Here is a 19,850-nt window from a genome sequence, read left to right as displayed (position 1 = left end):
TCTAACTCCTAATCTACAACCCGATTGCTTCGGTTATTTTCATATTTTTTTGCTCTCGTTTTTGGGCACAGAATGCAATTCTGCGCTATCGAACATTAGATGATTATATATATCCGAGCCATCGGGGCTTCTTTCCCTTCGTTAGAGGCGTTAATTACCTCATATTTTTGGTCCTCTGCTTTAAAAATAACCGGTTCAGTTGGTGTATTTAGATTAAGGGCTTTGAAATTAACTGCCAAATTACAAATTACTGAACCCTATTCTGATGAAGGTCTTGGTGTATTAACATCAATAAATTGTAATTCAATTGTTGAACAATTACCATTAATGACAATTGGTTTGAAGTAAAAAGGTTGTAAATTATCGTTTATGCTAAATGAGGATATTGTTGCAACGCAACAGTTACTTGGTGCAGAACAGTGTTTATGCTTACCGCCGGTTGTATGAAATATTTTTGTTTCAATATTTGAATTATTTTTTAGGTTTATAGGTTTTCTTAATGTCCAAATTAATTTTCCCCCTGTAGTGGAATTATCATAATTCACTTTATACTTTCCTTTTTTTATTGTAAAGCTTTTTACTCCTAATGCATCACACATCCTTTGGTCTTCAACCAAAAAATCTTCTTCATATTCAAAGTATACAATAGAGCCATCTTTGGCTAACCAAGGCTTAATTTCACCATATCCCGTTTCTGGGACATATCCTTTTATAGAACCGTCCCAACCTTTTCTCAAGTTGACTAACGCTTCTGCAATCATTTTTACATCAGCTTCATTCGCTATGTTTTTAGCTTTATTTCCTTTTATGGAACCATCCCAACCTTTTCGTATGTTGACCAATGTTTCGGCAATAGATTTTACATCAGCTTCATTAGCTACACTTTCAATTTTATTTCCTTTTATGGAACCATCCCAACCTTTTCGAGCCAAGTTGACTAATGTTTCTGCAATCATTTTAACATCAGCTTCATTAGCTATGTTTTCAGCTTTATTTCCTTTTACAGAACCATCCCAACCTTTTCGCAAGTTGACTAATGTTTCGGCTATTTGTTTAACTTCTGCTTCATTTGTGACAGTTTCAACGTCATTCTTTCTTATATCGGCTTTGTCAATTCCTCTGTTTTCCGATGCAGAATCAACATCATTCTTTTTTAAACCGTTTTCTTGAATTCCTTTGCGTTGGGTTTCATTTGAAGCAGTTTCAACATCATTCTTTTTTAAACCGTTTTCTTGAATTCCTTTTCGTTGTGTTTCATTTGAAGTAATATCCCGTGAATCATCACAATCACCTCCGCCTTTGTTAAAATTATAGGTAATTCCAAAACCAAAACTCATAAATTTATCTGGTCCTTTAGTAGTAGAAACTACTTTTGGCGCAGCATTTATTTGCTGTTGTGTCATATCGGCATTAGAAAAATTTACAGCACTCAAGTCTCTATAAGCTGTGGTGAATTCTTCTTGACCCGTTTGCATCAAATACTGTGCATTGGCAGTAAGTGCAATACTTTTGCTAATCCAATAAGCAAAACTGATACTAGGTTTTAAACTAAAGGCATTTTTCTTATAGTCTTGAGGTGCTTCATAACTAGCAACATTTTTTGGAGGTGTGCTATTATCGATTACAGAAAACTCGGGCGTTTTATTGATGGTTAAACCTCCTTTTAATGCAACTGTAAATGTTAGTTTGTTGTGAAACGGAGTATGACGTCCACTCAAGTTTACCGTATATTGCGGCCCAAGCATAAAATATGTACTTGTATAATTATTTTTAGTATTTGTAATGGTCAAGTAATCTAGATTTTGCAATGGAGCAGCATAAGCATTAAAATCAAAATTTGGTTTGGTGCTGAATGTTCCTGCATCTAAACCTATTCCGAAATTTTTCCAATGAATTGCGATACCCAAACTTGGATTAAAGCTAAAACCAGTGTCAACGCCTTTTGAAGAAGAAGTTCCGCCATTGGCATTCAATGAAACCATCATAGTTGGTTTTGGGTTATGACCACCTTTCACACTAATTCCTCTAATAGGGGTGCTTTCTGTTCGTGCTTGCTCATTTCCAGAAATATTATTTGGAATACATTCCCCGTTTTGCATCGTAAATCCTTCTGGACAAATCTTTGAATTGGTCATAACAGCATCATTCCAACTCAATTTTCCCGAAAGCGTGGCACCACCTTTTGGAACTATTATAGTAATGTTGGTTTGTTTATCAACCGTAAACCTATTTCCATCAGAACTTTGGGAATTTACTTTTATTTGGGAATTATCTAATACAAATTCTACTCCAGAACCATCATATTGATAGCTGCTTTTTGGATAATTAGTTTTTACAATTCCATTAATACTTGTTTGTAATTGGTCTTGCGGAAAGGAAAGTTCATAAATCCCTTCGCTAAGTTGGGTAGAGAAACCGCCTCCATTCCCTGTTGGAACTGTAATACTTCCTGTTCCTGGATTTTTTTTAACCACAATTCCAACTCCAGGAATTGGTTTACTTATAGCAAAACTATTTTGTACGACTAAAAGTAAAACGATAATAAATTTGATAATTGTTTTGCTTACAAGATCTAAATTATTTTTTTGATGTACTAGAATTATTGATTTCATATTTACTACTATTTAATTGTTTTGTTATTAATGTTAAATATAAAAATCATTAGAAATATTTTCATTGTACTCATTTTTACGATTTTATAGGTGTATATCGCCCAACGTTCCCAGGCTTTGCGATGTTGCGGACTAAAGAAGCCGAAACTTTCGGTTAAGCACTGAACTCAAAGATATAAAACAAACTTTAAATTAAGTCCCAAAACCGCAATAGCGCAAAACCTGTGTGCTTGTTGCACAACCCAAATATACATACAAAAACTTGTGTAAAAGCATGATTTTTTGTAAATTTAATCATGCAAGGAAAGAAGAACTTCACACCACAGTTATTTGTCTCGGTTAATTTGATGTTCTTTACAAATTTGAATTATTTCGTCTTGACTAAACGATGTAGCAATTTCGTTAAAAGAATAATCAAATTTTCTTTCGCCTTGCGCTCCTTCAATATTTCCTTCAATGTCAAATTTTGTAGAAAGAATCTTCCCTAATTCTAAAATTAGAGTAACACCACTATAAACGTGATTTTTAAATTCGTCAGGAAGGTCGTTCTTTTGTGTAAAAATTGTCTCGGTTAAGTTTTTGAAGATTTCAACTGCATATCCGTATATGCCTGAAAAAGCTGTATAATTCCCACCATAGAAAACGATGTTTTCACTAAAAAGATTTTCGGGAATGTCTTCCATATAGTTGGAAGCAAATTCTCTGTCTAGATGTTGCTTGAACAACTTTAAATTTCCATTTGGATTGCTGTTTAAATTAGTAACAATGTGTGTTGCTAATTCTTCCATTCGCACATTCTTGCCGTGATTATTGGGCTGCATTTGCAGATCAATAATCAAATTCAACAAAGGGTGCGAATTATTTGTTTCAATAAATTCAAAAGTTTTATTTTCTCTTTTGTTTGATTTGGGTTGAGCAAATTCAAGTTCTTTGTCTGAATTTATGCAACACTTTTTATATTTTTTTACACTTCCACAAGGACACGGGTCGTTTCTGCCAATTTTATTACTCATTATTCTTTAATTGTTAGAAGTTGTCATTGTAGTAAGGGTTTTGTTACACTTGCCTGTAACGTTCCGCGCACAGGCGCATACCCTTTTCGGGTTGCGCTTGTGCGCTGTTACCTGCTGGCTTCCTGTCCGTCAGTTGTTGCCCGTTTCCCATTGTCTAATTATTTTGTGCATTCTGAAGGAGTCGAACCTTCACTCTCCACTTCACCAAAGTAGTCTAAACATTTGCTTAGTCTGACTTTCGTGGAGGGGACGCTTTGACCACTAAGCTAGAATGCGGTCTATGTGTTGAATTATTTCGTCTCTGTCTGTTCTATTGATATTTCCAAAAGTTGAGTTAAGCAAATTACCTATTGCATTTGAGTATCTGTCAGGGTCATTTTTTAACTTGAAAATGTTTTTTCTTGGTTTGATAATCTTGTTTTCTACTTTGATTTCAAGTTTTGAAATCTTGTCGGCAAGCTGTGAATTGTCTGTCTTACATTTTTCACAAAGTGTATAGCCTATGTGTTTGATAATATTTGTAAATAATAGAAAGTCGTTGAAGTCAATTTTATCATAGTTGTTAGGGCTGGCAACTGAATGAAATGTAGAGTTGTAAAAGTCTGCATACTTACTAATTTCTGAGCATAGATTTTTCAATTTTTTCATGTCCTTTTCTTCTGAATGTGCAAATCTGTTTCTCACTAATCTATAGTACTCAAATCCGTGATAAACTTCTTCTCCAATTTCAATAATTCCTTGTCCTTTTGACGAGAAAATGTTGCGTAACAAATTATCAAAGTCTGTTTCTCCGTCCACTTTGTCAGCCCAAGTCGGATTATAGGTTTTATATTCTTTTCTAAATTCGTCAATAAACTGCTCGGCTTGTTGCATTACCGACAAAATATAAAACAGTCGAATGCGTGATGAGAATAAGTCAACGCTAACGGTGTCCACCCTTACACCGTGCTTTTGCGAAAGGTCTTGTATAAATTGTTTTTGGTCTTGTGAAGCTTTGAGATTTTTAAGAAATTCACGAATAGCCATTTCATTACATTCAACAACAGCGTCAAATTCTCCAAGTCCTTTTTTAAGATTTCGGAATGCCTTAAATGAAAATTTAGTTTCGTTAATATCTCTACTCATTGTCTATTCGTTGTCAGTCGTTTTGTGTTTGCTGTGTCGTTGGTTAAGCTTGCAGGTAACGTCCTGCTAGTAGGCGATGGTCGGGCTAAATAAAGCAATTATTTTCGGATTATCACTATATTTCCAAGTACAAAACCAACTTTCAATTAAGCCTAATTCCCGACTATTGCTTACTAGCTGTTGTGCGATCGTGCTTATTTTTTAATCACTTTTTTTTCTTTAAGAACTTCTAGAATTGGAGCATCAGAAACATTGTCAGGAATTATAGGATTATCTTCTTCAGTAATTACAACTCTTTCAAAATCATGTATTCCAATTTCCCATGCATTTTTTATTTTCAATTCGGTTTTTAAAATTCCCAGTTCTAAAATTGGTGTCATTTTAAAATCTTTATCAACATGTGCAGGAATAAGTATGTACTTATTAAAAACTTGATATCCACGAAGAAGATTGTCTAAATTTGAACTGTTTTTAGGTTCCATCCTATGGAATCTTGATGACATTGTAATAAAATGGCCATCCATAAGAGAACTTTTGTCAATATTTTTACTAATTAAAACTTTATACCAATAAGGATTATTTTTATTAACTCCTTTAATTATCGTGATGGAAATAGTTTCATTTTTATCAATTTTACCATACTTGTCAATCCACTCTTCAAATATTTTCTTCCCAAAATCAATATTCTCAAATGACAATAACAATCCAAAGGGAATCTGTTGAGATGTGAAAAATCCAAAAGCTTTCCATTTAGCATTATCCCATAATTCAGTATTAATTATAGTTTCTGCTTTTATATTTTTGTGAGTAATATTTTTAAAACTTGGTTTTCCTTCTTTTACCTCTTTTTTAGGCAACTTTTGTGAATCCTTATCTATTGTAATAGGAGATTCCTTTCTTAATAGACTGTACTCTGTAAGTTGACTAGTTATCCAATCTTGTAAAAAGAATTTAGGATTGGTAGTCAAAATGTTAGTTAAAAAATTATGATGCTCTAAAATTAAAGATAACCTTTCATGAACTTCGTCTTTTTCAAATAAGTTATTTAAAAATTCTTTCGCATCTTTAAACATATAATTACCTACTAAAACTTGTGGAAGTAGTGCATATATAAGCTCATTTAAATTTTTACCATTAAATACTATTGATTTTTTTAGATGTATATTGATATAATTTTTACTAATAATTTCTAATTTGAAATTAACATCAATTCTTTTAAAATCAAGAGTTAAATTTATGTTTTCGGACATTGGATAAACATCTTCAAATGAAGTTGCAAGAAATGATTCAAAATATGCAAGTATGTTTTCAGCTAATATTAGTAACTGTGTATTTTGAGGAAATTTAATTTTCAGTTGTATTCCAAGAATTTGGCTTTCAATAAAAACTTCTTGAGTATTTAAAAAGTTGGTTTCATATGCTATTTGCTCTACAAATGGCTGATTAGCGAATTTATTGTAGTACTCTAGATAATTTTCTTTTTTCAATGACGTTTTTGTTTCATCTAATTCAATCAAATTTTCATTTCCTAATAAATATAATGTAGCATCTTCGCATAGCCACAATTCATTTGTTTTAAAAATATTAGGTAAGTATTTCAAGTTATCAAAATCCTCGAAATTCAGATTTAATAGTCGAATAGACAAACATGCGTCTGTCATGTGTTCAGTTGGAATGTTTTCAAGATTATTATTGTCGACTTCTGGTTGAAAATATCTTTGAATTACCGAATAGAGTTCCTGCCAACATAGTAATACAGGAACTCTTCCTATTATTACTTCATTTTTTAGAATTTCCTCAACACTTTTAAGGAATTTAGGACTTAAATTTCCAGTTGTAAACCAATTGTTTGCATAAATATTTGCTGCAGAAACTAAAGCATTATAAGATGCCCAATAAAGATCTAATTTTGAATATGCATCACTCAAGAGCATTAAACAATAAAAAAACTCTACCTGAGTTTCATCTTTTGCAAGCTTTCTTGAAGCTCTACCAAAATATATAAGACTTTCCTTGTTTAGATTGTTTTTTAATTTAGTTACACCTCTGTTTAAATATGTTTGACCAGAAGTTAATTCAGAAATTCTAATTGCTTCTATTTCTGCAATGACATCTATAAGATTATCATAATCTTCGTTATCAGGAAGAATTTCACCATAAACATTAATCATCTCTTTTAATTGTTCAAATGGGATATCTAAATGATTTTTACTTAACTCAAAGTAGTCCCTAAGTTTTACCAACTCATCAGAAACAGATGTTCTATTTTCTAATTTTTTTCTTATTTGGAAGAATGATAAATGAAATTTAGCAAGGAGTGAAGTCGATGGTTTTTTATTATTCTGACTACATTTAGTTATAAATGTAATAAAATCTTGTTCTTCTTTCTCGTTATCAATTATAAGTAAATCTTTAGCTTCTTGAATATTTGATATAGTTTTAAGAATGTTTGAAAGGTTTAAATAAAACTCAATATTATTAATATTTGGTTCTCTTTGAACTAATTCTTTTACAATTAAGAATTCATCATAAAAAGTTTTGTAGTCATCACACCAATTTATTAAAGTCCAAGCAAATTGATAATGTACTCTAATTTGTAATTGAATATTTTTTAGTTTGTTTGCAAAATTCATTGCACGCTCAAATTTACCGATAACTTCTGCTTTCGGGAGTTCTAACATGCGTGAAATTATGGCACTTTCAAGGCAATCTTCAAATAATTGAAAATCAATTTCAAAAAAACGATTTGGAGAGTTAATTAGATTCTCTAATTCTTCAATTTCCTTAAATCTTTCTGCATCTCTAGAACCAATTTTTTTTTCTTCTAAAAATGTTCTTGATAGATTTAATGATTCTATTACTACATTTAAAAGCCTGTTGCTATATACATTCTCAAGTATCCACTCAGCATCTAAAATAATTAGGTCAACATTGTGGTCAGTTTTTATTTTATCTTGTGTTTCTTTTCTATTCCTGTCGGATATTTTTTGATTTGAGAAAAAGTATATTTTAGTGTAGCCTCTTTTTGTGCCAATAATTTCTTTGACATCGGATATTACTTTAGGTTTCCACATTTGCTTAGCACTAATTGCAAAAGCCCAATTTTCATTTTTGTTCCATTTATTGTTTGAAACAAACCATCTATCTGATATAAAGTCTGAAACAGGATAAGTTTCAGTATCTGTTTTTCCATCACCACCACCTGTTGGTCCAACTTGTGGAATCAAATTGGGAGTGATTAGTTTTTCGGCTAGTTTTCTACATAAAGTTGCAAAACTATCGTGCTTTAGATTAATTGAGATTTGGCTTAGTTCAAAATTTAATTGTTCCCTTGGTAAGACAACTTTTGCTACAATTTTTGAATCAGAAAAGTATTCAGGTCTACGATTTCTGTAAAATTGAGAAGGAGTAGGGAACTTTTTTTCATTCATTTTGATACGTTTGTTGAGTTAGCATGTCGCACAACTAGTATATACTCGCTACAAAGTAGCGACAATCTACCCAAATTTGGGTGGATAACCGCTACTTTGTAGCGGATATTCTTTTTTCAAATATATTGTTTTTTTCTTACAAAATGTATATAACTTTCTGCTTATTTGGGACTAAATTATACAAAAAAAATACCCCAAGTTTCCTTGAGGCATTTTGAAATGTATGTAGCGTCTTTTCTTCTAACTTCTAACCTTGAATTATCCCGCTAAAGCGTCTTTGATTCTGCGTAAAGCTTCTTTTAATAATTCGTCGCTAGTGGCATAAGAAAAACGAATACAGTTTGGATTTCCAAAAGCGTCACCGGTTACAGTCGCTACACAAGCTTCGGCTAAAAGATACATCGAAATGTCATTAGCATCTTTGATTTCGGTTCCTTTTAATGTTTTTCCGAAGAACGAAGAAACATCTGGGAATACATAAAATGCACCTTCAGGAACGTTGATTTTTACTCCAGGAATTTCTTTTAATAATCCCACCACTAAATCTCTACGGCTATGAAAAGCGTCTACCATGTGCTTCAACACACTTGGGTCAGCATCTACAGCAGTGATGGTAGCACGTTGCGCCACCGAGTTAGGTCCTGAGGTTACTTGACCTTGAATTTTTGTACAGGCTTTGGCAATAAATTCTGGCGCACCCATATAGCCAATTCTGTATCCTGTCATAGCAAAAGCTTTTGCTAATCCATTAACAGTTATGGTTTTGTCTAACATGCCTGGAATAGATCCAATGCTACAAAAAGTCCCTGAGAAATTGATATGCTCATAGATTTCGTCAGCAACTACATATATGTTTGGGTATTTTTCTAAAACTTTAGCTAGAGCAGTCAATTCTTCTCTGCTATATACAGAACCACTTGGATTACAAGGCGAACTGAACCACATCATTTTTGTTTTTGGTGTGATAGCAGCTTCTAATTCTGCAGGAGTGATTTTGAAATCAGACTCAACTGAAGTAGGTACTATAACAGGTGATCCTCCGGATAATTTTACGATTTCAAAATAGGAAACCCAGTAAGGTGCTGGTAAAATCACTTCGTCACCTTCGTTTAACATTACTTGAGCAATGTTATACAACGATTGTTTTGCTCCTGTAGAAACCACAATTTGCGATGGTTTATAATCTAAGTCATTGTCTCTTTTAAATTTTCTACAGATTGCTTCTTTTAAATCAGCATATCCTTCTACTGGAGAGTAGGTGCTGTAATTATCGTCAATGGCTTTTTTTGCGGCTTCTTTGATGAAGTCTGGCGTATTGAAATCAGGTTCACCTAAACTTAAACTAATAATATCTTTTCCTTGCGCTTTTAATTCTCTTGCCAAAGCTGCCATGGCTAGTGTTTGTGAGGTAGCCAGATTGTTAATTCTGTCTGAAAGTGGATTGCTCATTAAAATATAATTTTGATTTATTTATTTTGTTGAGACGCACTGCAGCGCGTCTTTAATCTTTTGATAATCAACGCAGTGCGTCTTTACTGTATTGCGGGCTTCATTCCTAGCTCTTTTAAGTGTTTGAAATGGGCTATTACTGCGCTCCGCATAGTTTTGTATTCATAATAGGGTAGGTTGCATTCTTGCGCAGTTTCTTTAACGAATTTTGCAATTTTTCCGTAATGAATGTGACTGATATGTGGAAACAAATGATGTTCTATTTGATGGTTTAAACCTCCTGTGTACCAATTAACAATAAAGTTTTTTGGCGCAAAATTTACAGTGGTTAATAGTTGATGTATTGCCCAAGTAGATTCTATTTCGCCTACTTCATTTGGATGTGGGTTAGTGGTTTCCTCTGTAATATGGGCTAACTGAAAAACAATACTTAAAATTAATCCTGCTGTATAATGCATGACGAAAAAGCCAATTAATACTTTCCACCAAGATATTCCTATTACCATCGGAATAACAATCCAAACAGCAAAATAAATAATTTTTGTGATGACCAAAGTTGTCCAAAGAATGTTTGGGTTTTTGGCTTTGCCGTAGGATAAGTTTCTTTTTAGGTAGGCACTCATCTGTTTAAAATCGGTTGTTAAAGACCAATTGAAAGTCAGCAAACCATAAAGAAATACAGAATAATAATGTTGAAATCTATGAAAATTATACCATTTTGCTTCTTTGGTAAAACGGATTACGCGACCCGCATCTAAATCTTCGTCATGTCCGGGAATATTAGTGTATGTGTGGTGCAAAACATTGTGTTGTACCTGCCAATTGTAAACGTTTCCGGCCAAAATATAGATGGTACCTCCCATAAATTTGTTGATCCAATTTTTATTAGAATACGAACCGTGGTTGCCATCGTGCATCACGTTCATTCCGATTCCCGCCATACCAATTCCTATCACAACTGAAAGTATTGTAAAAAGCCAAAAAGGCATTTGGGTCAAAAATATAATTAGAAAGTAAGGAGTCAAGAAAACAGTAAATAAAATTAGTGTTTTTAGATACAACTTCCAGTTGCCGGTTTTTTCAATATCATTTTCTTTAAAGTAGTTGTTTACTCGAGAGTTAAGCGTTCTAAAAAACTTAAGATTGTCTTGCTTGGCAAATGTAGGTGTGATGTCGCTCATATTTTGTTTTAATAGTCTGCAAAGATAATTATTATAAATTTTCAATCTGTAAAATTCCGTTAAATATTCAAAACTAAAACTATTACATTTGTTAAAATTTTTAATGATGGAACAAATTCTCAACTATTTTCCCAATCTAACTGATATTCAAAAAACACAATTCGAAAAGTTGGATTTTTTATACCACGATTGGAATGCCAAAATTAATGTTATTTCTCGAAAAGATATCGACGAATTGTATACCAAACACATTTTACATTCTTTGGGTATCGCAAAAATCATTGAATTTGAACCTGGAACCTATGTTCTCGATGTGGGCACTGGCGGAGGATTTCCTGGAATTCCTTTGGCGATTCTTTTTCCGGAAACCCGATTTTATTTGATTGATGTTATTGCCAAAAAAATAAAAGTGGTACAGGCTGTTGCCGAAGCCCTCGAACTCAAAAACGTGAAAGGGGAACAATTGCGCGCCGAATTGGTAAAAGGAGATTACGATTTTATCGTGAGTCGTGCTGTAACCAATATGCCTGATTTTGTGTCTTGGGTAAAAGACAAAATCAAAAAGAAAAGCAAACACGAACTCAAAAACGGAATTCTCTATCTCAAAGGTGGTGATCTTACCGAGGAATTGAAGGATTTTCCTAAGGCGACGGAATATAATTTATCTGATTATTTTGAGGGAGAGTTTTTTGAGACAAAAAAAGTAGTTCATTTGCCGTTGAAGTTTACCGTGTAAATGTATTGGAAATATCAAATTTTTATTTTCAAAAAAATTCAAAATTAAATATGAATAAAATAAAATGGTTTTGCATTTTGTTGGTATTGTTTTTAACAGCCTACGGAAATGCACAAAATACAGACACGGGTAATTGGTTTCTTTATTTCGGTAACCAAAAAATAAACAATAAATGGAATTGGCATAATGAAGTGCAATATCGTAACTATAATTTCGCTGGAGATTTAGAGCAATTATTGTTAAGAACAGGGATTGGATATAATTTGTCCGAAAATAACAATAATGTATTGTTGGGATATGCTTATGTTCATTCAGAACCCTATATTGCTGGAACAAACGATAAATCAAACACCAACGAACACCGTATCTTTCAGCAATTCATTACCAAAGAAAAATTAGGAAGAGTAAATATTCAACATCGATATCGTTTTGAACAACGATTTATCGAAGTTGATTTCAAGATGCGTGCGCGTTATTTTCTGTCTTTTAATGTTCCAATCAACAAAAAAGAAATGGAGAAAAATGCGGTTTATGCTTCGGTTTATAATGAAATTTTCATCAATACCGAACCCGATTATTTTGACAGAGACCGTATTTATGGAGGAGTTGGCTATTGTTTCAATAAAAATTTCAAGGTCGAGGCTGGTGTAATGACGCAAATTCTGTCAAACTCTAGTAGAACTCAATTTCAAATTATGTTTTTTAATAGTTTGCCTTTTTAATAGTTTTAGAAAATTTAAATCAAAACCCACAAGAAATCAAAAAATTTGATTCTTGTGGGTTTTTTAAATTCCAATTCCCTATTCCCCCTTTGGGGGTTAGGGGGCTTTATTCTCCCAAAAACGGGTATCTATAATCTTCTGGAGTTACAAAAGTTTCTTTAATTGTTCTGGGCGAAGCCCAACGCAATAAATTCAAAGGAGATCCCGCTTTGTCATTGGTTCCAGAAGCTCTCGCGCCACCAAAAGGTTGCATTCCTACAACGGCTCCAGTTGGTTTATCGTTAATATAGAAATTTCCTGCTGCGTTTTGCAAAGCTACTGTCGCCTGCTCAATGGCATAGCGATCTTGGCTGAAAATCGCACCCGTTAATGCATATTCTGATGTGGAATCTACTAATTGTAAAGTTGCTGACCATTTGGCATCTTCATAAACAAAAATTGTAATAATGGGTCCGAATAATTCGGTTTCCATAGTCGTATACTTTGGATTTGTTGTTACAATTATGGTAGGTTCTATAAAATATCCAACAGATTTATCATAATTTCCACCAACGATTATTTCAGCATCTGAATCTTTTTTGGCTTGGTCAATAAAACTCGCCAATCTATCGAAAGACCCTTCATGAATAACTGCTGTAATGAAATTACCAAAATCTTCCGGCGAACCCATTTTCATTGATTTCACATCGGTTATCAATTGCTTTTTTAATTCTGGCCAAAGGCTTTTCGGAATATAGGCTCTCGAAGCGGCGGAGCATTTTTGACCTTGAAATTCAAAAGCACCACGAACAATTCCGGTCGAAACTTGTTTCACATTGGCACTATGATGCGCCACAATAAAATCTTTCCCCCCTGTTTCGCCCACAATTCTTGGATAAGTTTTATAGTGATGAATGTTGGCTCCTATTTTTGCCCAAATATCTTTGAAAACATGGGTTGAACCTGTAAAATGAATTCCAGCCAAATCCCGACTTGCTAAAACCGTATCGGTAATCATCAAAGCATCGCCAAAAACAACATTAATAACGCCGTCAGGAAGTCCAGCTTCTTTGAAAACATCGATAATAATTTTTGCAGAAAAAACTTGGCTATCGCTTGGTTTCCAGATGACAACATTTCCCATCATAGCGACACATGCAGGAAGATTTGCTGCAATAGCAGTGAAATTAAAAGGGGTAATTGCATAAACAAATCCTTCCAGCGGTCGGTATTCTAACCGATTCCAAACATCAGAATTCGATTGAGGTTGATTACTATAAATCTGCGTCATAAATTCGACATTGAAACGCAAAAAATCAATTAATTCGCAGGCAGCATCAATTTCGGCTTGGTAAATATTTTTAGACTGTCCAATCATCGTAGCGGCATTTATTCTTGCTCTGTAGGGCCCCGCAATTAATTCAGCAGCTTTTAAGAAAATGGCAGCGCGTTGTTCCCAAGCCATATTTGCCCAGCGTGCTTTTGATTCAAGCGCATTAGCAATTGCTTTTTCGATATGAGATTTTTCGGCAAGATGGTATTTACCAACAATGTGTTTGTGGTCATGTGGCGCAGTTATATTTTTTGTATTTCCAGTTTTGATTTCTTCGCTCCCAATAAATAAAGGGACTTCTATTTCAGCATTCCACATTTTTTGGTAAGCGGACAAAACGGCAACTTTTTCTGGAGAATTTGGAGCATACGATTTAACAGGCTCGTTTATGGCCTTTGGGGTGTTAAAAAATCCTTTAAGCATAGTTTGATGTTTAATTTCAATTAAATATAATCAGTCAGAATTTAGAGACTTCAATATATATAATATATATCAATAAAATGATTTACAAAACAAAAATACAAAGTTAAAAATGAACAAATTAATATTTTTTTTAAAATAGATATCATTTAAGTTAAATCTGCAAAAATTGATTTTAAAATAGGTTATATTAACTTTTTTCAGTTGATTTAAAATTAATTTTATGCGTTGTGAGCGAATAAAATTATTGTATTCTCTGCCGAATTAAATAGAAAAATTAATAATGATAAATAAAAAAGGAATTGTTTTTAAGCAACAAAAACTTAGTTTAAAGCAAAAGGAGCAAAAAGTCTAAAGCTTGGCACTATTACTTTAAAGTTTCTTGTAGAAGTAAAATTAATCATGCTAAAATATCCTTTCATTGAACCATAAGGTGAAGAAAGTAAGCAACCTGATTTATAAGTATGAAAATCACCTGGTTTTAAAACTGGTTTTTTTCCTATTACACCCTCACCGTCAACAATTTCTTGATCATTTAAAGAGTCAAAAATTTCCCAATGACGTGAAATTAGCTGTACGGAGTCTTTGCTATGGTTTTCTATTGTAATCTCATAACTAAAGGCAAAATGAATTTTGTAGTTTTTGAAGTAAGTGCCTTCAAAACTGGTCAAAACAGATATTTTTATGCCTCTTGTAATCTGAGAAACCATAGTATTGTATTAAATTAAAACAAATTTACAAAAAAATGAATTTACTTCGGTATTTTTTTTATTGTTTTTTAATTTATGATATTTAGAGAGTTCGCTGTTCCTTTTCCTAGTACTCTATCATAACGATCTCTATTTTCTCTATAATAAACAATAACAAAATAATCATTCTCGGTTTGATAAAAATTACCATCTATAGTGTTTTCATAATCGATTTTTCCTTTAGAGTCGGCAACAGTGTATTGATAATTAGTAAAACCTTGTTTTATCAAAATTGCTTTTTCGTAAATTGCTTTTTCTGTATTGTAGTCCATTTTAAACTCATTCGATAAACTAAAACTATTAAACATTCCGCTTACATAAATGCCTTTAGTTGAGTTGTGAGCGGGTGCAGAAAGACTAAAATATACCCAAGCATAATCGGCTTCTATTTCGCTATTGTTGGCATTAATATTTCTAGGCACAAAATTTCCATTGGTGTCTTGAGTAAAAGAATAGGGAAAATTAGTTCTAGCATTATTTTGAAATAAATAAGTGTTGTAGATATTTGTTCCACCATCTACACGTGCTACATTATTACTTGAGGACCGTATGTCTCGATTTTCAAAAAACAAAAATTCGTTTCCAGCCCAAAATTGGGTCTGAGTATCATATCGATAAATTAAATCATTTCCAATGGTGTATTGAGGTAAAATATCTTTAATGGCGCTACTCCATTGTCCGTTTTGCAACAATACCACTTTTACATTTTTTATAGGATTTTGAAAAGTAATTGTACTTGATGTAATTGAAAATTCTAAGTTGTGTTTGTAGGGAAGGTTTTCTATTGTTCGAGCACGTTTTACTTGTATTGGCACATTGACACGATCTTCATAAAGTATAAATTTTCTAGAAAAGACAAGGTCTTTTTGGTTATCCAAAATTTTCAGCATGTAGTTACCACTAATACGCAATTGTTGGGTAAATTGATTAGGTATCGGTAATTTATAATGAGAGTATAGTTGCAAAGCATTGAGAGAATTAGTATATTCTTGAATTCTTTGATTGTCGAAGCCCTGCAAATATTCGTTTTTTGGAATTTGAGTTGGAACCCAATTGTAATCACAATGCACAATTTCATAATAGTAATTGGCTTCATTTCCATATAAATCATCAAATTGTAATTGAAAACCTTCGCCTAATTTGAAAATTGGTATCTCGTTTTGTTGACTGTTTTGGACAAAAGTAACGGTTTTTATATTAAATGGAGGAGTAACTTCAATGAGGGCTTGAGCATTCATTGAAAAGCATATCAATAAAACAAAGATATTCCGAAGGTTAGAAATAAGCATGGTTTAAAAAAAAGTTAGAACGTAAAAGTAACAAATAATATTTTGCTGTTGTTATGATAAAAATAAATTTGTTTACTTTATTTAAAACACACCGGAATAATTTCGCCTGGAGACAAACAATATTTTTCTACCAGTTCAGCGGAAATTTTCGCAGTATAATCTTCTTCAATTACGGTGAAACCAATACTTCGTAATTTATTAAAATAATCAAGACCATAAATGCGAACGTGGTCGTATTGTCCAAAAATTGCAGCACGTTTTTTTTGGTCGGTAATGGTATCATCGGCAAAAGTTACCTTTCTTTTCAAGTCTTGAGGGATTTGAAGAATCGCCATGCCGCCTGGTTTCAAGACTCGATATAATTCTTGCATCGCCTTAGTATCATCAGGAATATGTTCGAGTACATGATTGCAAAGAATCGCATCATATTGATTGTCTTCAAAAGGTAAATTACAGATATCAGCTTTCACATCAGCCAATGGCGAAAACAAATCGGTTGTAGTATATTCTATATTTTTTTGATTCCGAAAACGTTTATAAAAGGCTTGTTCTGGCGCAAAATGTAGTACTTTCTTTTTTGTTTTAGAAGTAAAAAAGTCGGTTTCATTATTCAAATACAACCACAATAATCGATGTCTTTCGAGCGATAGTGTACTTGGCGACAATACATTATTGCGTTGTGTACCATAACCATAAGGCAAAAACATTCGGAAACTTTTACCATCTATTGGGTCAGTAAATGAATCGCCTTTTAATAGAAAAGCTAGAATAGGTCGTGCAAGATAACTCAAACGAATTAATAGAGGACGAGGAATGGTATTGAGTATTATTTTAAACACAGATTTCATATAGTAAAATTTAAACACGAATTTCACGAATTAACACGAATTAAATTGGGTATTAAAAATGAATTTCACTAATTGTATTGATTTGTTAAAGAATTATTCTTCGATATTTTAAGCTATCTTCTCCAAAGTTAACTAGTATTCCTAGTTTGTTTTGAGACGCAGCTAGATAGTTTAATGTTTGTTTTATTTCACTACTTGAAAGACTTTCAATTGCCTTTAATTCTAATATGATTTCATCAAAAACCACAAAATCAGCAAAGTAATAACTAGGTAATATGATGTCTTTATATTCAATATTGAATTTTGATTCTCTATAGTAAGGAATTTGATTTTTTTTAAATTCATATTCTAAAGCGTCTCCATAAACTTTTTCACTATGCCCTTTGCCAAGAATTCTATGCACTTCCATACATAGTCCAATAATGGTATAAGTTTCTTCTTTTAAATAAAGTTCGTGCATTTTTTAAGTTAGTTGTGAAATAATAATAGTTTAAAATTCGTGTTAATTAGTGAAATTCGTGTTAAACATTATATCACTAATGGCACTTTTCTAAACTCATCTTCTTCATTACTCACAATTCCCAAGGCTTTATAGACATAAGCAAAGGTTGATAAAATCTCGGGTTTACCGTCAATAATGGCTACATCATGTTCAAAGTGAGCTGATGGTTTTCCGTCTGCGGTGAGAATTGTCCATCCATCTTTTAATTGTTTTATGTTTTTGGTTCCCATATTAATCATGGGTTCAATGGCAACCACCATTCCTTCGACAAAAAGTTTTCCTCGACCGCGTTTTCCGTAGTTAGGCATTTCTGGATCTTCGTGCATTTTTTGGCCCAAGCCATGACCTACTAATTCTCGAACAACACCATAGCCATGACTTTCAGTATATTTTTGAATTGCATTTCCCACATCTTCAACACGGTTTCCTAATTTTAATTCTCGGATTCCAACATACAAAGATTCTTTGGTAACTTGCAATAATCTTTTGGTTTCGGGAGCTACTTCACCAATTTCGAAAGAATAGGCGTGATCGCCATGATATCCGTTTTTAAAGGCACCACAATCAACTGAAATGACGTCGCCATTTTTTAAAGGTTCATTATTAGGAATGCCATGTACAACTTGTGCGTTTGGACTCATGCAAAGTGAGTTTGGAAAACCATAAAGTCCAAGAAAACTTGGCACAGCTCCGTGATCTCTGATGAATTCTTCGGCTAATTTGTCTAGGTATAAAGTGGTAACGCCTTCCTTGATTTCTGAGGCAATCATTCCTAATGTTTTAGAAACGATTAAGGCACTTTCGCGCATTAATTCTATTTCTACCCGAGTTTTTTGGATAATCATAATTTAAATTTGTGGATGCAAAAATACAATTTTAAAATTATTAATCTGGATTAGCCATTATTTTAAAAAGCTCTGAATTGGAGACATAAAAACGATTTTCAAGGAGTATAGACGCTAATTGGGTAGCTACAAGATTATTCTCTCGGGTGTTTATTAAAAACAAGGAGCTTTCTCCAAAAGTGAAGAGTCGCTCTTCTGATTGTAACATAGTATTGTTGTCATTTACCAGTCCACTGATTAAATTACGCTGTTTTGATAGCGATTGAATTTCGATTTTTTGAGCGTTTATCTTGTTCGTCAATTGTACTTTTTCTAAATCAAGGACAAATTGAGTTTCTTGAATTTTAAATTTAGCCTGTTTCAAACTTCCTCTTTCTTTCCTTAAAAAAAGTGGAAAATAGAAATCTAAACCTACTTTGTAGTCGTTAAATTGGTATTGGTCAAAATTGCGAGGGTTAGACAAATAAGAATAACCAATATCAATTTTTGGCAACAGCATATTGGCTTTTAATCTTTTGTCTACGTTTAAAGATTCTATTTTACGTTCTAATAAATTGATTTTCGGATGATTGGTTATGGAAAAATCGGCATTTAGTAAATCATTAGTCTTTAATGTTTCTTCAATTGTAAGTGCTAATTTTTCCTCAGGAATTAAAGCGTCCGAAAGTTCTACTGGAATATTATTTTCTAACCAAAGAAAATTAGAAAGTTCCAGTTTGGCTTTATTTAATTTTAGTTGAGAATCTTCAAGACTTAGCAGTCGATTTTTAACAATTATTCCAGCTTCTATGCTATCAATGGCTGGTTTATCGCCTTGCTTAATCAATTCTTTAACACCCTTAAATCGAATTTGAGCATTGGTACTGTATTTTTGATACAATTGAACTTCATTATAGTTTTTTTTCCAATTAAAATAAGCCACTGCAGCATCATACAAAACTAGAATAGCTTCCAATTTTCTTTCGGATTGACTTTGTTTTACTTGAATTTTAGCTTTTCGTAAATCGGCCATTCTTTGATTTATAAAAAGTCCTTGCCCCAACGGAACGCTTACCCCAACAGAAGTTAAGCCTTGATTAGGAACATTATTTTCGGGATTAAGATACACGCCCTCATTGTTGTCAAATCCTGCTTTTATTTCGATACCATACCAAGTAGGTATTTTAAAACTACTGTTTAGTATCGAATAATACTCACTGTTCTTGAATTGTTTTTGATTGAAATCTACTTCTAATTTTGGATCAAAACCACCTCGTGCCATCATCAAATTGGCTTGAGCCATGCTGATTTCTAAAGAAGCATTTTTAACCAAAGGATGGTATTTTTTTACATAACCTAAGTATTCATTAAACAAAAACTCACTATCAATGTTTTTTTCGACAGCCAATTTCTTTGTTTGTGGTTGTGCCACAATACTCAGTAATAAAAAAGTAAAAAATAGGTATTTCATTATTTTTTTGCTTTAGTTTCTTTCGAAGATTTTGAACTAGTTTTATAGTAATCCGGCGGAAAACCATTTAATACCCGCCAAATTTCAAACCAAACAGGAACAGTATTTAACAAGGCGATAGTTTGTGCTCCAGAGCCTACCCTCAATTGTGAAGGCCATTTGTCTT

At 32.8% G+C, this 19,850-nt stretch carries 15 protein-coding genes, 1 tRNA gene and 1 pseudogene; 2 read left to right on the top strand and 15 right to left on the bottom strand.

The window, feature by feature from the left end:
- Positions 1–257 precede the first annotated feature (257 nt).
- From ACKVOD_RS06830 to ACKVOD_RS06800, 7 genes are all read right to left on the bottom strand, one after another.
- Positions 258–2,612, bottom strand: coding sequence for a hypothetical protein (locus ACKVOD_RS06830; RefSeq protein WP_409208721.1), 2,355 nt, complete (start codon positions 2,610–2,612; stop codon positions 258–260).
- Positions 2,613–2,938: 326 nt separating this feature from the next.
- Positions 2,939–3,625 (bottom strand): YecA family protein, encoded by a 687-nt coding sequence (locus ACKVOD_RS06825; protein ID WP_409208720.1) that lies wholly within the window; start codon positions 3,623–3,625, stop codon positions 2,939–2,941.
- Between the two features lie 166 nt (positions 3,626–3,791).
- Positions 3,792–3,900, bottom strand: a tRNA-OTHER gene (locus ACKVOD_RS06820).
- On the bottom strand, positions 3,887–4,750 hold the full coding sequence (locus tag ACKVOD_RS06815) for a hypothetical protein (RefSeq protein WP_409208719.1): 864 nt from the start codon (positions 4,748–4,750) through the stop codon (positions 3,887–3,889). The genes ACKVOD_RS06820 and ACKVOD_RS06815 overlap by 14 nt, the downstream gene beginning before the upstream one ends.
- 194 nt (positions 4,751–4,944) lie before the next feature.
- Positions 4,945–8,181 (bottom strand): hypothetical protein, encoded by a 3,237-nt coding sequence (locus ACKVOD_RS06810; RefSeq protein ID WP_409208718.1) that lies wholly within the window; start codon positions 8,179–8,181, stop codon positions 4,945–4,947.
- 258 nt (positions 8,182–8,439) lie between these two features.
- Entirely contained in the window at positions 8,440–9,630 is a 1,191-nt protein-coding gene (locus ACKVOD_RS06805; protein WP_409208717.1) for a pyridoxal phosphate-dependent aminotransferase, read from the bottom strand.
- Between the two features lie 83 nt (positions 9,631–9,713).
- Positions 9,714–10,811 (bottom strand): fatty acid desaturase family protein, encoded by a 1,098-nt coding sequence (locus tag ACKVOD_RS06800; protein WP_409208716.1) that lies wholly within the window; start codon positions 10,809–10,811, stop codon positions 9,714–9,716.
- A gap of 106 nt (positions 10,812–10,917) precedes the next feature.
- On the opposite strand from ACKVOD_RS06800, the gene rsmG reads away from it, so the two are divergent.
- Together rsmG and ACKVOD_RS06790 are read left to right on the top strand one after the other, a co-directional pair.
- On the top strand, positions 10,918–11,547 hold the full coding sequence (gene rsmG / locus ACKVOD_RS06795) for a 16S rRNA (guanine(527)-N(7))-methyltransferase RsmG (protein WP_409208715.1): 630 nt from the start codon (positions 10,918–10,920) through the stop codon (positions 11,545–11,547).
- Between the two features lie 50 nt (positions 11,548–11,597).
- Complete coding sequence (locus ACKVOD_RS06790) at positions 11,598–12,269, top strand: DUF2490 domain-containing protein (protein ID WP_409208714.1); 672 nt, start codon at positions 11,598–11,600, stop codon at positions 12,267–12,269.
- Positions 12,270–12,375: 106 nt separating this feature from the next.
- Here the strand turns inward: ACKVOD_RS06790 and pruA are convergent, their stop codons facing one another.
- From pruA to ACKVOD_RS06750, 8 genes and pseudogenes are all read right to left on the bottom strand, one after another.
- Positions 12,376–14,004: an L-glutamate gamma-semialdehyde dehydrogenase gene (pruA, locus tag ACKVOD_RS06785; RefSeq protein WP_409208713.1), complete on the bottom strand. Its 1,629-nt coding sequence runs from the start codon at positions 14,002–14,004 to the stop codon at positions 12,376–12,378.
- Between the two features lie 320 nt (positions 14,005–14,324).
- The gene (gene apaG, locus ACKVOD_RS06780; protein WP_409208712.1) at positions 14,325–14,711 is read right to left on the bottom strand and encodes a Co2+/Mg2+ efflux protein ApaG; all 387 of its coding nucleotides are present in this window, start codon (positions 14,709–14,711) and stop codon (positions 14,325–14,327) included.
- Positions 14,712–14,779: 68 nt separating this feature from the next.
- Positions 14,780–15,988 (bottom strand): DUF5103 domain-containing protein, encoded by a 1,209-nt coding sequence (locus tag ACKVOD_RS06775; protein WP_409208711.1) that lies wholly within the window; start codon positions 15,986–15,988, stop codon positions 14,780–14,782.
- A 128-nt stretch (positions 15,989–16,116) separates the two neighbouring features.
- Positions 16,117–16,887 (bottom strand): class I SAM-dependent methyltransferase, encoded by a 771-nt coding sequence (locus tag ACKVOD_RS06770; protein ID WP_409208710.1) that lies wholly within the window; start codon positions 16,885–16,887, stop codon positions 16,117–16,119.
- Between the two features lie 85 nt (positions 16,888–16,972).
- Entirely contained in the window at positions 16,973–17,347 is a 375-nt protein-coding gene (locus tag ACKVOD_RS06765; RefSeq protein ID WP_409208709.1) for a GxxExxY protein, read from the bottom strand.
- 68 nt (positions 17,348–17,415) lie between these two features.
- Positions 17,416–18,234 (bottom strand): type I methionyl aminopeptidase, encoded by an 819-nt coding sequence (gene map, locus ACKVOD_RS06760; protein WP_409208708.1) that lies wholly within the window; start codon positions 18,232–18,234, stop codon positions 17,416–17,418.
- 40 nt (positions 18,235–18,274) lie between these two features.
- Positions 18,275–19,684 carry a TolC family protein gene (locus ACKVOD_RS06755; RefSeq protein WP_409208707.1) on the bottom strand — a complete coding sequence of 470 codons (1,410 nt, stop codon included), beginning with the start codon at positions 19,682–19,684 and terminating at the stop codon, positions 18,275–18,277.
- Positions 19,684–19,850: pseudogene (locus ACKVOD_RS06750) on the bottom strand (biotin attachment protein); the annotation flags it as partial. The gene ACKVOD_RS06755 and the pseudogene ACKVOD_RS06750, both read right to left, overlap by 1 nt.

The sequence above is a fragment of the Flavobacterium sp. genome (genome assembly GCF_046155325.1).
Classification (GTDB): Bacteria; Bacteroidota; Bacteroidia; order Flavobacteriales; family Flavobacteriaceae; genus Flavobacterium.
The sequence above is the reverse complement of the archived record's forward strand: the minus strand, read 5'-3'. Positions and strand labels throughout refer to the sequence as shown.

Coding starts and splice junctions, on each gene's coding strand:
- ACKVOD_RS06770 (WP_409208710.1), bottom strand. CDS start 16,887: ATGAAATCTGTGTTTAAAATAATACTCAATACCATTCCTCGTCCTCTA.
- ACKVOD_RS06790 (WP_409208714.1), top strand. CDS start 11,598: ATGAATAAAATAAAATGGTTTTGCATTTTGTTGGTATTGTTTTTAACA.
- map (WP_409208708.1), bottom strand. CDS start 18,234: ATGATTATCCAAAAAACTCGGGTAGAAATAGAATTAATGCGCGAAAGT.
- ACKVOD_RS06775 (WP_409208711.1), bottom strand. CDS start 15,988: ATGAATGCTCAAGCCCTCATTGAAGTTACTCCTCCATTTAATATAAAA.
- ACKVOD_RS06805 (WP_409208717.1), bottom strand. CDS start 9,630: ATGAGCAATCCACTTTCAGACAGAATTAACAATCTGGCTACCTCACAA.
- rsmG (WP_409208715.1), top strand. CDS start 10,918: ATGGAACAAATTCTCAACTATTTTCCCAATCTAACTGATATTCAAAAA.
- ACKVOD_RS06825 (WP_409208720.1), bottom strand. CDS start 3,625: ATGAGTAATAAAATTGGCAGAAACGACCCGTGTCCTTGTGGAAGTGTA.
- ACKVOD_RS06815 (WP_409208719.1), bottom strand. CDS start 4,750: ATGAGTAGAGATATTAACGAAACTAAATTTTCATTTAAGGCATTCCGA.
- ACKVOD_RS06830 (WP_409208721.1), bottom strand. CDS start 2,612: ATGAAATCAATAATTCTAGTACATCAAAAAAATAATTTAGATCTTGTA.
- pruA (WP_409208713.1), bottom strand. CDS start 14,004: ATGCTTAAAGGATTTTTTAACACCCCAAAGGCCATAAACGAGCCTGTT.
- apaG (WP_409208712.1), bottom strand. CDS start 14,711: ATGGTTTCTCAGATTACAAGAGGCATAAAAATATCTGTTTTGACCAGT.
- ACKVOD_RS06810 (WP_409208718.1), bottom strand. CDS start 8,181: ATGAATGAAAAAAAGTTCCCTACTCCTTCTCAATTTTACAGAAATCGT.
- ACKVOD_RS06765 (WP_409208709.1), bottom strand. CDS start 17,347: ATGCACGAACTTTATTTAAAAGAAGAAACTTATACCATTATTGGACTA.
- ACKVOD_RS06755 (WP_409208707.1), bottom strand. CDS start 19,684: ATGAAATACCTATTTTTTACTTTTTTATTACTGAGTATTGTGGCACAA.
- ACKVOD_RS06800 (WP_409208716.1), bottom strand. CDS start 10,811: ATGAGCGACATCACACCTACATTTGCCAAGCAAGACAATCTTAAGTTT.